Origin of the sequence: Janthinobacterium sp. 78 (assembly GCF_003096775.1) — a bacterium.
Taxonomy (GTDB): Bacteria; Pseudomonadota; Gammaproteobacteria; order Burkholderiales; family Burkholderiaceae_D; genus Janthinobacterium; species Janthinobacterium tructae.
Genome location: NZ_QENT01000001.1, coordinates 5,904,570 through 5,917,926 on the forward strand (window position 1 = coordinate 5,904,570; position 13,357 = coordinate 5,917,926).

16 protein-coding genes are annotated in these 13,357 nt (G+C 62.7%); 6 read left to right on the top strand and 10 right to left on the bottom strand.

Going from position 1 to position 13,357, the window contains the following annotated elements; all coding sequences use genetic code 11:
- Positions 1–3: 3 nt before the first annotated feature.
- From purE to C8C92_RS25975, 7 genes are all read right to left on the bottom strand, one after another.
- Entirely contained in the window at positions 4–510 is a 507-nt protein-coding gene (gene purE / locus C8C92_RS25945; protein ID WP_099762004.1) for a 5-(carboxyamino)imidazole ribonucleotide mutase, read from the bottom strand.
- A gap of 1 nt (position 511) precedes the next feature.
- Positions 512–1,405: a phosphoribosylaminoimidazolesuccinocarboxamide synthase gene (locus C8C92_RS25950; protein WP_099762003.1), complete on the bottom strand. Its 894-nt coding sequence runs from the start codon at positions 1,403–1,405 to the stop codon at positions 512–514.
- Between the two features lie 108 nt (positions 1,406–1,513).
- Positions 1,514–2,578, bottom strand: a complete 1,065-nt coding sequence (gene fba / locus C8C92_RS25955; protein ID WP_010401625.1) for a class II fructose-bisphosphate aldolase — start codon at positions 2,576–2,578, stop codon at positions 1,514–1,516.
- Between the two features lie 78 nt (positions 2,579–2,656).
- A complete protein-coding gene (pyk, locus tag C8C92_RS25960) occupies positions 2,657–4,105 on the bottom strand; it encodes a pyruvate kinase (protein ID WP_099762002.1) in 1,449 nt (482 codons plus the stop codon).
- Between the two features lie 110 nt (positions 4,106–4,215).
- Positions 4,216–5,427 carry a phosphoglycerate kinase gene (locus C8C92_RS25965; protein WP_099762001.1) on the bottom strand — a complete coding sequence of 404 codons (1,212 nt, stop codon included), beginning with the start codon at positions 5,425–5,427 and terminating at the stop codon, positions 4,216–4,218.
- Between the two features lie 77 nt (positions 5,428–5,504).
- The gene (locus C8C92_RS25970) at positions 5,505–5,855 is read right to left on the bottom strand and encodes an AzlD domain-containing protein (RefSeq protein ID WP_116745674.1); all 351 of its coding nucleotides are present in this window, start codon (positions 5,853–5,855) and stop codon (positions 5,505–5,507) included.
- Positions 5,848–6,594, bottom strand: coding sequence for an AzlC family ABC transporter permease (locus C8C92_RS25975; protein WP_116745675.1), 747 nt, complete (start codon positions 6,592–6,594; stop codon positions 5,848–5,850). Before C8C92_RS25975 ends, C8C92_RS25970 begins: the two co-directional genes overlap by 8 nt.
- Positions 6,595–6,853: 259 nt before the next feature.
- On the opposite strand from C8C92_RS25975, the gene C8C92_RS25980 reads away from it, so the two are divergent.
- From C8C92_RS25980 to C8C92_RS25995, 4 genes are read left to right on the top strand one after another with little or no spacing between them, the layout of a single operon-like run.
- Positions 6,854–7,048: a zinc-finger domain-containing protein gene (locus tag C8C92_RS25980; RefSeq protein WP_070220739.1), complete on the top strand. Its 195-nt coding sequence runs from the start codon at positions 6,854–6,856 to the stop codon at positions 7,046–7,048.
- Between the two features lie 58 nt (positions 7,049–7,106).
- A complete protein-coding gene (locus C8C92_RS25985) occupies positions 7,107–7,532 on the top strand; it encodes a nuclear transport factor 2 family protein (protein WP_116745676.1) in 426 nt (141 codons plus the stop codon).
- Positions 7,532–8,557, top strand: coding sequence for an alpha/beta fold hydrolase (locus C8C92_RS25990; RefSeq protein ID WP_099761998.1), 1,026 nt, complete (start codon positions 7,532–7,534; stop codon positions 8,555–8,557). The genes C8C92_RS25985 and C8C92_RS25990 overlap by 1 nt, the downstream gene beginning before the upstream one ends.
- A complete protein-coding gene (locus tag C8C92_RS25995; RefSeq protein WP_116745677.1) occupies positions 8,550–9,140 on the top strand; it encodes a DUF2946 family protein in 591 nt (196 codons plus the stop codon). Before C8C92_RS25990 ends, C8C92_RS25995 begins: the two co-directional genes overlap by 8 nt.
- Before the next feature lie 3 nt (positions 9,141–9,143).
- Here the strand turns inward: C8C92_RS25995 and C8C92_RS26000 are convergent, their stop codons facing one another.
- Positions 9,144–10,724: a M48 family metalloprotease gene (locus C8C92_RS26000; protein ID WP_116745678.1), complete on the bottom strand. Its 1,581-nt coding sequence runs from the start codon at positions 10,722–10,724 to the stop codon at positions 9,144–9,146.
- Positions 10,725–10,888: 164 nt separating this feature from the next.
- Here C8C92_RS26000 and moaC point away from each other — a divergent pair, with 164 nt between their 5' ends.
- Positions 10,889–11,395 carry a cyclic pyranopterin monophosphate synthase MoaC gene (gene moaC, locus C8C92_RS26005; protein WP_116745679.1) on the top strand — a complete coding sequence of 169 codons (507 nt, stop codon included), beginning with the start codon at positions 10,889–10,891 and terminating at the stop codon, positions 11,393–11,395.
- On the opposite strand, the gene C8C92_RS26010 is transcribed toward moaC, so the two are convergent.
- The gene (locus C8C92_RS26010; RefSeq protein ID WP_116745680.1) at positions 11,396–11,776 is read right to left on the bottom strand and encodes a DUF6713 family protein; all 381 of its coding nucleotides are present in this window, start codon (positions 11,774–11,776) and stop codon (positions 11,396–11,398) included. It lies immediately after the preceding gene.
- Positions 11,777–11,939: 163 nt separating this feature from the next.
- On the opposite strand from C8C92_RS26010, the gene C8C92_RS26015 reads away from it, so the two are divergent.
- Positions 11,940–12,662, top strand: coding sequence for a flagellar brake protein (locus C8C92_RS26015; RefSeq protein ID WP_099761994.1), 723 nt, complete (start codon positions 11,940–11,942; stop codon positions 12,660–12,662).
- A 21-nt stretch (positions 12,663–12,683) separates the two neighbouring features.
- Here the strand turns inward: C8C92_RS26015 and C8C92_RS26020 are convergent, their stop codons facing one another.
- Positions 12,684–13,148, bottom strand: a complete 465-nt coding sequence (locus tag C8C92_RS26020; protein ID WP_116745681.1) for a prepilin-type N-terminal cleavage/methylation domain-containing protein — start codon at positions 13,146–13,148, stop codon at positions 12,684–12,686.
- Positions 13,149–13,357: the final 209 nt, after the last annotated feature.

Here is a 13,357-nt window from a genome sequence, read left to right on the forward strand (position 1 = left end):
ACATTATTCAGGCAAGACCATGGCCTTGGCGGCGGCCGTTTGCGTGGTACGGAAGGCTTCGAGCTGGTCGGCCAGGGCGTCGTCATTGGCGGCAAGCATCGCCACCGCCGTCAGCGCCGCATTCGCCGCACCCGCTTCGCCGATGGCGAAGGTGGCCACCGGCACGCCCTTGGGCATTTGCAAAATCGACAGCATGGAATCTTCGCCGCGCAAGTATTTCGACGGCACGGGCACGCCCAGCACGGGCACGATGGTCATCGCCGCCACCATGCCAGGCAGGTGGGCGGCGCCGCCGGCGCCGGCGATGATGGCGCGCAAGCCGCGCGCGCGCGCGCTTTTCGCGTACGCATACATCTCGTCGGGCATGCGGTGCGCGGAAATGACTTGCGCTTCGTACGGCACGCCAAACTGTTTCAGGATGGCAACCGCGTTCTGCATCACTTCCCAGTCCGAGGACGAGCCCATGATGACGCCGACCAGCGGCTTGGGGTTCAACTTGTGCTCACTCATCTCAGGCCTTCAGCTTCTCGCCCGTCAGGCGTTCGATGGCTTCAAAGTACTTGGCCTGGGTTTTTTCGATGACGTCGGCCGGCAGCGCAGGCGCCGGTGCGGTCTTGCCCCAAGTCAGTGTTTCCAGGTAGTCGCGCACGAATTGCTTGTCGAACGACGGTGGCGAGATGCCAGGCTGGTAGGAATCGGCAGGCCAGAAGCGCGACGAGTCGGCCGTCAGCACTTCATCCATCAAATGCATGACGCCATTGTCGTCCAGGCCGAATTCGAACTTGGTGTCGGCGATGATGATGCCACGCGTGGCGGCGTACTCGGCAGCAGCCTTGTACAGGGCGATGGCGACGTCGCGCATCTTGGCAGCCAGTTCCGCGCCGATGCGCTCTTCCATTTCAGCAAAGCTGATGTTTTCGTCATGCTCGCCCAGCTCGGCCTTGGCCGCCGGTGTAAAAATCGGTTGCGGCAGCTTTTCCGCCTGTTGCAGGCCGGCTGGCAACGCGATGCCGCAGATGCTGCCTGTCTCTTGATAGTCTTTCCAGCCCGAACCGATGATGTAGCCGCGCACGACCGCCTCGACCATGATGGGTTTCAAGCGCTTGGCCACGACGGCGCGGCCCTTGACCTGCTCCACTTCATCGGGCGCCACCACCGATTCCGGCGCCACGCCGGTCAGGTGATTCGGCACGATATGGCCCAGTTTCTCGAACCAGAAGTCGCTCATCTGGTTCAGGACCTTGCCCTTGCCGGGGATAGGCTCGTTCATGACGACATCGAAGGCCGACAGGCGGTCCGTGGTGACGATCAGGATCTTGTCGTCGCCGACGGCGTAATTGTCGCGGACCTTGCCGTGGCCCAGCAATGGCAGGGAGTGGATGGAAGTCTGATAGAGGCTGTTCATAGCGGGGGGAATAGTTGGATGAAACGAAACCGGCAGGCAGGGAAGGCGCCCGCCGGTCGAGAAAATCGGGCACGGAGATGCAGCTTCCGGCCCGTTCCAGACAGAATTTTACTTCACAATTTGCGACAGCTCGCCGGCCTTGTAGCGCTCGGCCATTTTTTCCATCGTGATGACCTTGATTTTCGACGCCTGGCCTTCGCAGCCGAAAGCCTGCATGCGCGCACGCACGATTTGCTCGGCGGCGGTGCGGGCTGGCTTGAGGAAGTCGCGCGGGTCGAATTTCGACGGGTTTTCAAACAGGTACTTGCGGATCGCGGCCGTCATCGCCAGGCGGATATCGGTGTCGATGTTGATCTTGCGCACGCCGTGACGGATGCCTTCCTGAATTTCTTCGACTGGCACGCCGTAGGTTTCCTTCATGTCGCCGCCGAATTCGCGGATGATGGCCAGCAATTCCTGCGGTACCGACGAAGAACCGTGCATCACCAGATGGGTGTTCGGGATGCGCGCGTGGATTTCCTTGATGCGGTCGATGGCCAGGATGTCGCCCGTCGGCTTGCGCGTGAATTTATACGCGCCGTGCGAGGTGCCGATGGCGATCGCCAGGGCGTCGCACTGGGTGCGCTGCACGAAGTCGGCCGCTTGCGCCACGTCCGTCAGCAGTTGCTCGCGCGTCATGGTACCGTCGGCGCCGTGGCCGTCTTCCTTGTCGCCCTTCATGGTTTCCAGCGAACCGAGCACGCCCAGTTCCGCTTCCACCGTCACGCCGATGGCGTGCGAGAATTTCACCACTTCACGCGACACTTCCACATTGTATTCGTAGGAAGCGACCGACTTGCCGTCCGCTTCCAGCGAACCGTCCATCATCACGGAAGTAAAACCCGAGCGGATGGCGGCCATGCAGACGGCCGGCGACTGGCCGTGATCCTGGTGCATGACGACGGGAATGTGCGGATACGCTTCGACGGCGGCGTCGATCAGGTGGCGCAGGAAGGCTTCACCGGCGTACTTGCGCGCGCCAGCGGACGCTTGCATGATCACCGGGCTGTTGAGCGCATCGGCGGCAGCCATGATGGCTTGCACTTGCTCCAGGTTATTGACGTTGAAAGCAGGAATGCCATAACCGTTTTCGGCGGCATGGTCCAGCAGTTGACGCATGGATACGAGAGACATGGTAATACTCCAGATAACAATAGAAACCGTTGCAGCGCTTCGCGGCTAACTGCCGCGCTGGCGCCTGAATTTTTACGTTTAATCGAATTCGCCGACTGTGACAATCTTCAGGGCGTTGGTACCGCCCACCTGCCCCATCGGCTCGCCCCAGGTGACGACGATCATGTCCCCCTTCTTGACGATGCCCTGCGCCACCAGCAGCTCTTCCGCCTGCTTCAGCACTTGCGCGCTGGGGGCGTTCTGCATCAGATGATACGCCCGAACATTGCGGTACAGCGCGGCTTTGCGCAAAGTGGTCACGCTGGGCGTGAGCGCGTAGATCGGCGTGTCGATGCTGTGGCGGCTCATCCACAAGGCGGTGGAACCGGATTCCGTCAGCGCCACGATGGCTTTCACGCGCAAATGGTGGGCCGTGAACAGCGCGCCATACGCGATCGACTGGTCGATGCGGGTAAACGTGACGTTGAGGAAGTCGGCATCGAGCTTGTTGTATTCGGACTGTTCCGCTTCGACGCAGATGGCGGCCATCATTTCCACCGTCTCGATCGGGTACTTGCCCGAGGCCGTTTCGGCTGACGTCATGACGGCATCCGTGCCGTCGAGCACGGCATTGGCCACGTCGGACACTTCGGCGCGCGTGGGCACGGCGTTGACGATCATCGATTCCATCATCTGCGTGGCAGTTATGGCCAGTTTGTTCGACGCGCGCGCCATCTTGATCATGCGTTTCTGCAAGGCCGGCACGGCCGCATTGCCCACCTCGACGGCCAGGTCGCCGCGCGCCACCATGATGCCGTCGGACGCATCGAGAATTTCCTGCAGGGCAGGAATGGCTTCGGCGCGTTCGATCTTGGCGATCATCATCGGCTTGTGGTGGTACGCTTCGCCCGCGATATTGGCCAGCTGGCGCGCCATTTCCATGTCGGTCGCGCATTTCGGGAAGGAAATGGCCAGATAGTCGGCCTGGAAACTCATGGCCGTCTTGATGTCTTCCATATCCTTGGCCGTCAGCGCGGGCGCGGACAGGCCGCCACCCTGGCGGTTGATGCCCTTGTTGTTCGACAACTCGCCGCCGATCTTGACGGTGGTGTGGATTTCGCTGCCGTGGATGCGCTCGACGATCAGCACGATGAGGCCATCGTTCAGCAGCAGCACGTCGCCCTTGTGCAAGTCGCGCGGCAAGGCCTTGTAGTCGAGGCCGACCCGCTCCTGGTTGCCCAGTTCGCCGTTTTCGCCCCACTTGGCGTCGAGGATGAAGCGCTCGCCCGCTTCGAGCTGAATGCGCGTGTTTTCAAACTTGCCGACACGAATTTTCGGACCTTGCATGTCGGCCATGATGGCCACTTCGCGGCCGCATTCAGCTGCCGCCAGGCGTACCAGCGCGGCGCGGTCGATATGGTCTTGCGCCTTGCCGTGGGAAAAATTCAAGCGCACCACATCGACGCCCGCACGTATCATTTTGACCAGGATATCGAAGTCCGTGGAGGCGGGGCCGATTGTTGCTACGATTTTTGTACCACGTGGCATAGGAGTCCTTGTGCGCGAGCGAAGGTGAGCAAGGCCGGTTTGAGACAGCAGCCGGCAAGGTAAAAGCGCAGCGATCAGGCTGCGCTTGGTGGCACTACAGTCAGGCTGGATCAGCCTGCGCGTTGCATCAGTATCTCAACTGCTGGCAAAGTCTTGCCTTCCAGGAATTCCAGGAAAGCGCCGCCGCCCGTCGAGATATAGCTGATTTTATCGGTAATGTCGTATTTGGCAATCGCCGCCAGGGTGTCGCCACCACCGGCAATCGAGAACGCTTTCGATTCGGCAATGGCCAGCGCCAGGGTCTTGGTGCCGTGACCGAACTGGTCGAATTCAAACACGCCGACCGGGCCGTTCCACACGATGGTACCGGCAGCGGCGATCTGCTGCGCCAGCAGGGCCGCTGTTTTCGGGCCGATATCGAGGATCATGTCGTCGTCCGCCACGTCGGCCACGTCCTTGACGGTAGCGGCGGCCGCAGGCGAAAACTCCTTGGCACACACGACATCGACGGGAATCGGCACTTGCGCGCCGCGCTTGGCCATGATCTCGATGATGGCCTTGGCTTCTTCGACGAGTTCCGCTTCCACCAGCGACTTGCCGACGTTCAAGCCAACAGCTTTCATGAAGGTGTTGGCAATGCCGCCGCCAACGATCAGATTATCGACCTTGTCAGACAGGGCTTTCAAAATGGTCAGCTTGCTCGATACTTTCGAACCGGCAACGATGGCCAGCAATGGACGGGCTGGCGCGTGCAAGGCTTTGCCCAGCGCATCGAGTTCGGCGGCCAGCAGCGGGCCGGCGCAGGCGACAGGGGCGAACTTGGCGATGCCGTGCGTGGACGCTTCGGCGCGGTGGGCCGTGCCGAACGCATCGTTCACATAGATATCGCACAGCTTGGCCATTTTTTGCGCCAGTTCATCGCTGTTTTTCTTTTCGCCCTTGTTGACGCGCACGTTTTCCAGCAGGACGACTTGGCCGGCGGCCAGGTTTTCCAGGCCGGCGCCATCGATCCAGTTTTGTTTCAGTGCCACTTCCTGGCCCAGCAACTCGGACAAGCGGGCGGCCACGGGCGCCAGGCTGTCGGCAGGCTTGAACTCGCCTTCCGTCGGACGGCCCAGGTGCGAAGTCACCATGACGGCGGCGCCAGCGTCGAGCGCGGCGCGGATGGCCGGCACCGAAGCGCGGATGCGCGTATCTTCAGTGATCTTGCCACTGTCATCTTGCGGGACATTCAGGTCGGCGCGGATAAACACGCGCTTGCCTTGCAGTGCATTTCGGGCGATCAAATCTTGCAGACGGATGAAGTTGAGAACAGCTGACATGGCGATCCAGATGACGAGTGGAAGGAAGTGCGCTATTTTACCGCAATGACCAGACCAAATCCCCGATTTGTCCTGCTTTACTGAAAAACATGCAACAGTCGCAAGCCCGTGAAAACCAGCATGCCAAACACGATGGTTTGCAGCATATTGCGGCGAATCACGAAAAAGAGCGTGGCGGCAATACCCGACAAGAGTTTCAAATTCGACAATTCTAAGTACACTTGCTGCCCCTCCATCAGCATGTCGGGCGCGATGATGGCCGCCAGCGCGCAGGCCGGCGCATAGCGCAGCATCTCGCCCACGCGGCGCGGAATGGTGATGTGGTGGCCGACCAGCCAGAAGGTGCTGCGCGTAGCGGCCGTGGCCACCACCAGCACGGCGATGGCGATCCACACATCGGCCCTGCCCCAATCGATGCCGTCAAACATGGCGTTTGTTCCATTTCTCGGTCAATTCTTCCACGGCCATGGCGCTGACCATGCCCACCACGACGGCCACCAGCAAGCCCAGCTTGTATGGCAAGCCAAACGCCAGCACGGCCACCGTGCCCGCCACCAGCACGCCGCACAGGGCGGCGCGGCTGAGGATCAGCGGCACCGTCACGCACAGGATCGCCAGGGTGCCGGCAAAACCCAGCCCCCATTCGGCCGGCACGACGGCGCCCAGCACGATGCCGATGAAGGAACCGATTTGCCAGGCCAGCCAGTTGGGGTAAATCAGTCCCTTGAGGAAGGGCAGCTTTGCCGGGTCCGGCGTTTCATGGGGGTAGCGCTGCAGGAACAGGCCCACCGTGATGTCGCCCGCCACATAGCCGAGCGCAAAGCGCTGGCGCCACGGCAGATGGGAAAAATGCGGGGCCAGCAGCACGGAAAAGATGACAAAACGCAAATTGACGACGAGCGCCGTGGCGAAGATCACCCACACGGGCGCCTGCGCGGCCAGTAGCGGCAGGGAGGCGAGCTGGGCCGAGCCGGCAAACACGAACAGGGTCATCGCCCCCGCCTGCGCTACCGTCAGACCGCTTTTCACCATGGCCACGCCCACCACCATGCCCCAGGCGGCGATGCCCAGCAGGGTCGGCGCGCCCAGGTTCAGGCCGGCGCGCCAGGCGTCTTTCAGCAAGGCGTCGTCGCTGGCGGCCGGGACGGCGTTCACGCGGGTGTTCATGCGCCCCTCCGGCAGGCGGAGTGTGGTAACTGCACAACAATGGTGCATGGCGACAAGGGCGGCAACGGTGATACCGGCAAGGCAAATCCAGTCAGTGTGGCGCTGCAGCTGCCATCTTTCCGCAAAAAAACCGCGCCGCAGCCGCAGATGATCGAGCCGCCATTTTAGCCATGATTTTTGCTGTCTGCCTGAATCCGTTAAAATCGTGCTTTTGGCAGCAGCCGACTTCCTTCCATACAGCCTCACGGAGCATGACAAGATGACAAAAACCACCCAGCCAGCGGTCGAACTCGACGGTAAAGACTTGCCAGCCCACTGCCCTAACCCGGCCATGCCGCTGTGGTCGTCGCATCCGCGCGTGTTTCTGGAATTCAACAAAGACGGTATCGCCAAGTGCCCCTACTGCGGCACGGCGTATACCCTGAAGGAAGGCGCCAGCGCCGGCCATCACTAAACTGCCCAGCGGCGCGCCCCCAGCGCGCCGTTTTTATTTGTACCAGCCAGGAGTCGTCATGAAACGTCTGAAAGAACTCAATGGCAGCGCCGCCGAAGTCGAAGCGGCTTTCTACGATGCCTTGCACCGCGCCGACCTCGAAGCGCTGATGGCGCTATGGGCCGACGATGAAGAAATCGTCTGCATCCACCCGGGCGGCGCACGCCTGATCGGCCATGCCGCCATCCGCGCCTCGTGGGAAACCATTTTGACGGCCGGCGGCCTGCACATCGTACCGGCGCAGCTGCATGAAACGCACAATTTGATGAGCTCGGTGCACACGGTGATCGAAGGCATCACCGCCGAAGAAGGCGGCCCGGCGCATCTGCTGGCGACAAATGTGTACGTCAAGACGCCGCGCGGCTGGCGCATCGTGCTGCACCACGCCTCCGTCGCCCCCGGCGGCGCGCCGGCCGACGCCACGGGAACGCAGATCTTGCACTGATGTCCTTGCTTCTTTCCTATACCGCCCCGCTGTGGCTGCCTGGCGGCCATGCGCAGACGATTTATCCCGCCGTGTGCCTCGCCAAGCCGGCCGTGGCCTTCCGCCGCGAACGCTGGCAAGCGCCCGATGGCGACTTCGTCGACGTCGACCTGGTCGACGGCCAGCCGGGCCAGCCCTTTGTGGTGCTGTTCCACGGCCTGGAAGGCTCGTCGAACAGCCATTACGCGCGCGCCCTGATGAGCGAAGTGGCGGCGCGCGGCTGGTCGGGCGCCGTGCCGCATTTTCGCGGCTGCTCGGGCGAAGCCAACCTGGCGCCGCGCTTCTACCATTCAGGCGATGCGCAGGAAGTCGACTGGGTACTGCGCCAGCTGCGTCCTCGTGCCACGGGCAAGTTTTACGCGGCCGGCGTGTCGCTGGGCGGCAACGCCTTGCTGTGCTGGCTGGGCCAGTCGCAGCACCAGGCCGATTTCATCGATGCGGCCGCGGCCGTGTCCGCGCCGCTGGACCTGGCGCAAGGGGGCAAGGCATTGTCACGCGGCGCCAACCGGCTCTACACGCGCATGTTTTTGAACACACTCAAACCCAAGTGCCTGGCCAAGCTGGAACAATTTCCCGGCCTGTTTGCGCGCGATGCCATGCTGGCCGCGCGCGACTTGCACGCCTTCGACAATGTCGTCACGGCGCCGCTGCACGGCTACCGCGACGCCGACGATTACTGGCACCGCGCCAGCGCCAAGCACGTCTTGCAGGACATCACCGTGCCGACCCTGGTGCTCAATGCCCAGAACGACCCTTTCCTGCCCGGGCGCTTCCTGCCGCGCAGCGCCGCGCCGCAGGTCACGCTCGAATATCCGCGCCACGGCGGCCATGTCGGCTTTGCCGCTGGCAAGTTGCCGGGAAGCACACGCTGGCTGCCGCAGCGCCTGATCCATTTTTTTGAAGGCGGCAACACGGCGCCCTCTTCCCCGCAAAGCTGTCAGGCTGGCGGGGCACGCACTCACATGGAAAACGCACCACATGGATGAACTCGTCAAACAGGCGCTGGCCAAATGGCCGAACGTGCCCCACTGCTACGGCTGGCTGGGCCTGGACGCGCGCGGCCACTGGCGCATGCGCGACCAGCAGGCGCAACAGCAACAACTGCCCGGCGACAAGATCGCTCATGCAGCGCTGCTGGGATTTATCAACCGCAATTACGACCATGACGACCGGGGCTGCTGGTTTTTCCAGAATGGCCCGCAGCGCGTGTACGTGAACCTGGAAGCGACGCCGTACATCGCCCGCAGCGATCCGCAGCACGGTTTTGTCTTGCAGACGGGCGCGCCGCTGGCGGCCATCGAGGCGGCGTATCTGTGCGACAACGGCGCGCTGATCTTGCGCAACGATCATATCGTGGCGCAGGTCGACGACCGCGACATGGCGCACGTGCTGCCATCGCTGCGCGTCGACGGACAGGCGGCCGGCGACGAGGCCCTGCTGGCTTGGCTGGAAAAGGGGCAGGGCAACTTGATGTTATTGCATGACGGCAAAGAGATTGCCGTGCAGCCGCTGGCCTATGCCAGCGTACCGCCCACCTTCGGCTTCCAGCGCGCGCCGCAAGCCGAATAAGGCTTAACCTTTCTGGTCTTTCAGCTGTTCGCGGCGCTTTTCCTGCAGTTCGCGCTCGCGCGCATCGATCACGGCCTGGTCATAAAAGGTCGCGTCCGTCGACTTGCGGGCGATGGTCAGTTGGTCCAGCGCGGCCATGGTGGCGCCCTGCAGCACGTAGGATTCGGCCAGCGCCATGTGCTGCAAGGTCATCTTGCCTTGGTCCGCATAGGCTTTCGCCAATAAATCGTACAGTTCCGGCTCTTCCTTGTAGAGCTGCACCTGGTCACGCAGATACAAGGTAGCCTGTTCCAGCTTGCCGGCAGCCATCAGCGCTTCCGCATACTGATGCGCAATGCCGCGCGAGAGGGGAAACTGCTGGCGCGCCGCATCGGCTGCCGTCAACGCTTGCTGCGCCACTTCCTTCTTCTGCGCCGGCATCAGCAGCACTTCCAGCCCCATCGCCGCCAGCAGCGAGTTCGGCGCCTGCGTGCCGCCCGAGGTAAACACATTCGGCCCGGCCGGCTGGTGCAGTGCCGCATTGGCGGCGTCGAGTTCCTTCTGCGCATCAAACGGCTTGCCCTGCTTGACGGCGACAAAGGACAAGCCGTAATGGGCTGCCACCACCTGGAAGCGGCTTTGCTGTTCCAGCTGCGTCTTGAAGACGGCCTTGGCATTCAACAGGCCTTGCACGTTTTCATCCTGCAGCACGCGGGCACGCGCACGGGCCAGGTGGAAACTCAGGCTGTCCGGACGCTGCTTGTAGGGCTGCTCGCGGATGCGCGCCTGGATGTCGGCGATGCGCTCCGTCGTCAGCGGGTGGGTCTGCAGATAGGCGGGCATCAGGTCGCTGTATGAGCGGCTGGCCGCCTGCATGCGGCCAAAGAAGGCCACCATGCCGGTGGTGTCGAAACCGGCTTCGCCCATGATCTGGAAACCGATGCGGTCGGCCTCGCGTTCGGCGTCGCGGCCGAAGTTGAGCTGGCGCTGGATGGCCAGGCCCTGGCCGGCAGCAAACACGCCCATGGCCACGTCGCCGCCCGCGCGCGACGCGAGCGCCGCCAGCAGCATGGCCGCCAGCGGCATCAGGGCATCCTGGCGCTGCTGGCCCAGCATGCGCGCGATGTGGCGCTGCGCCACGTGGCCGATCTCGTGCGACAGCACGGACGCCAGTTCCGCCTCCGTTTGCGCCGCCAGCACCAGCGCCGAATGCACGCCGATGAAGCCGCCGGGCAAGGCAAACGCGTTCAACTGGGGATCGCGCACGGCAAAGAAGAAATAGTCGTAATTCGTTTCGCCGCGCACGCTGGGGCGCGCCGCCACGAGGGCGTTGCCGAAAGTATTCAGGTATTCCAGCAGCGGGGCATCGTCGAGGTAGTCGCGGTCGCCGCGGATGCCACGCATGATCTCCTCGCCGATCTTGCGCTCCATCGCCGGCGACAGGTCTTCGCGCGAGGTATCGCCCAGATTCGGCAAGTTCGGCGCTGGCGGCACGGCCAGCGGCATCCAGCTGCCGGCCGGCTTGGCCACCGTGCTGGCCGCCGCCGCAGACGTATAGGTTTGCGCCAGCGCAAACGGTGCTGCCAGCCACAATGCAGCCAGCATGGATGCGCACCGGGAGCGGGAGCGGGAGCGGCACCGCCATGCCGCAGCGGTGTTTTCACGGACGATCGGAAGGGGAGTTTTTGAATTCACGGGTGCTATCATACCTTGTTAGCGGCGCCCATTCCCACGCGTGCCGCGCCCCACTCCTCACCTATTTTGACGCCATGACAACAGCAGACAAGCAAGCCCCCGCCGGAGAACTGACCCATTTCGACGCCACGGGCCAGGCCCATATGGTCGACGTGGGCAGCAAGGAAGACACGCGCCGCAGCGCCGTGGCCGCCGGCACCATCCGCATGCAGCCCGCCACGCTGGCATTGATCATTTCCGGCAATGCGAAAAAGGGCGACGTGCTGGGCATCGCCCGCATCGCCGCCATCATGGGCGCCAAGCGCACCAGCGACCTGATTCCCCTGTGCCACCCGCTGGCCCTCACCCGCGTCACCGTCGACTTCGAAGTGGAGGAAGCAGCCAACAGCGTGCACTGCCGCGCCCAGGTCGACACGACCGGCAAGACGGGCGTGGAAATGGAAGCGCTCACTTCCGTACAGATCGGCTTGCTGACCATTTACGACATGTGCAAGGCCGTCGACCGCGGCATGGTCATGACGAACGTGCGCGTGCTGGAAAAGCATGGCGGCAAGTCGGGCGATTGGCACGCCGAGGTGTAACTATGCTGCCTGGCGCGCCCGCAGGCCCAGGACGCGGCGCACGTCGCACAGCAGCCAGACGGCACTGGCCAGGCACAGCGCGATGATGGCCACGGACAGGGGCAAGTGGAATTGTTCCATCCCCGCCAGCGCAAAGCCGGCGTGGATCAGACACGTTCCCACGCCCAGCGCGGCGCACATACAAGCGTACAGGACCGCCCGCGGGGTCGCCAGCAGCACGTGCCGGTAACCGACCAGCACCAGGGTAATCGCTGCCAGGTTAAACACCAGGAAACCCTGCACGCCGCCCGGCACATGAAACATTTCCCACTCTTTCCAGTAGGCAGCGTCGATTTGATGCAGGATCAGGAACAACATGGTCCAGAAGTAGCTGCGTGGCATAAGATTTACATTCGTCAATATTGATACAATTGTAAAGCCAGAGCCGCGCGCCGGCACGCGCACAGGGCATTTTTCTATGCGAATATGAATTTCATTGATATAAGTGCTTTTTCATCAAGAAATCATGCATACTGCGATTCGACAATATCGAGATGAGCATCGCATGACTAGCAACAAGCCCGCCGCGGAAAGCAAGCTCCAGGACTTCGAATTCGAGGCGATGAATCTGCAGGTGGGGGGACGCATCCAGTTCATCACGCATCGCACCATCAAACCGATCCAGCATTTCTCGACCCTGATCGGCTACGTGAAAGACGAGTACCTGATCGTCAAGATCCCCATGGAAAACGGTGCGTCCATCGTGCTCAACGAGGGCGACAAGCTGACCATCCGCGTGTTTTCCGGCGTCACCGTGTGTTCGTTTGCCTGCAGCGTGCTGCGCATCTTTGGCCGCCCCCTCAATTACGTGCACCTGAGCTTTCCCGACGCCATCCAGGGCACCAGCCTGCGCACGGCCATGCGCGTGAAGGTGGACATTCCGGCACAGCTGAGCTACCGCGACGTGGCTGCCGTGCCCGTGTTCATCGTCAACCTCAGCGTCTCGGGGGCGCTGATCGAGGCGCCCAGCATGCTCACGCCGGACGACGAGGGCGTCGCGCTCAGCTTTACCCTGCTGGTGCAGCCGAACAAGCATCAGATGCGCGTCAATACGCGCGCGCGCATCCAGAACGTCAGCGTGGGCAAGCCGTCAAATGGCAAGGCGGCCGAGGTCGCCGAAATCTATACGTATGGCGTGCAATTCATCGACCTGGAACCGACCCACTACACCTTGCTGCAAAACCTCACCTATGAGGCGCTGATCGCGGACCGGCAAAAAATCGTCTGACATGGGCGCGCCAGGCGCCGCTCACTGCGTCGCCACCACCTTGGGAATGTTGTTTTTGGTAATCGCTTCCTTCGCCACAGGATTCGTCACGCTGGTGCTGTTAAACCAGCTCAGGCTGCTCGTGCCAAGCTGCAACGCCATGTTCACCGTCTGGCCGCCCAAGCCGCTGCCCAGGTCGCCCGCCAGGGTCAGCTCGATATCGCCCTTGTCGACCTTGGCGCTGGCCACTTCGCGCGTGGCACTGAACACGGGGATGGCGCTGGGCACGGCCTCGGTGGGCGTGCTGCAGGCGGTAGCCGCTCCGCCATTTTCCTGCACGCACAGGGCCACGGCGGTCTTCAGCGGTGCGGCCGCCGCCAGCACGTTGCCGACCTTGGCCCGCATCGTATAGTCGCCGTACTGGGGAATGGCCACGGCCGCCAGGATGCCAGCGATGGCCACCACGATCATCAGTTCTATCAGGGTAAATCCGCTCTGCGCGCGCATCGTCTCCTCCCATGGTGCATTGCTCACGGCGGGTACGGTGCAAGCGCCATGCCAGCGGCGCGCCCGGGCAGCGGCGGCATCCGTGGAAAGAAAAGCGACACTTTTGGGCAGGTTCGGACCAGTTGCGTCGGCCCAGGCCGCGCAGCGGCCTGTCTTGCGGACAAAAAAAAGGAGCCGAAGCTCCTTTTTTGTGCTGCGTGAACCAGGCT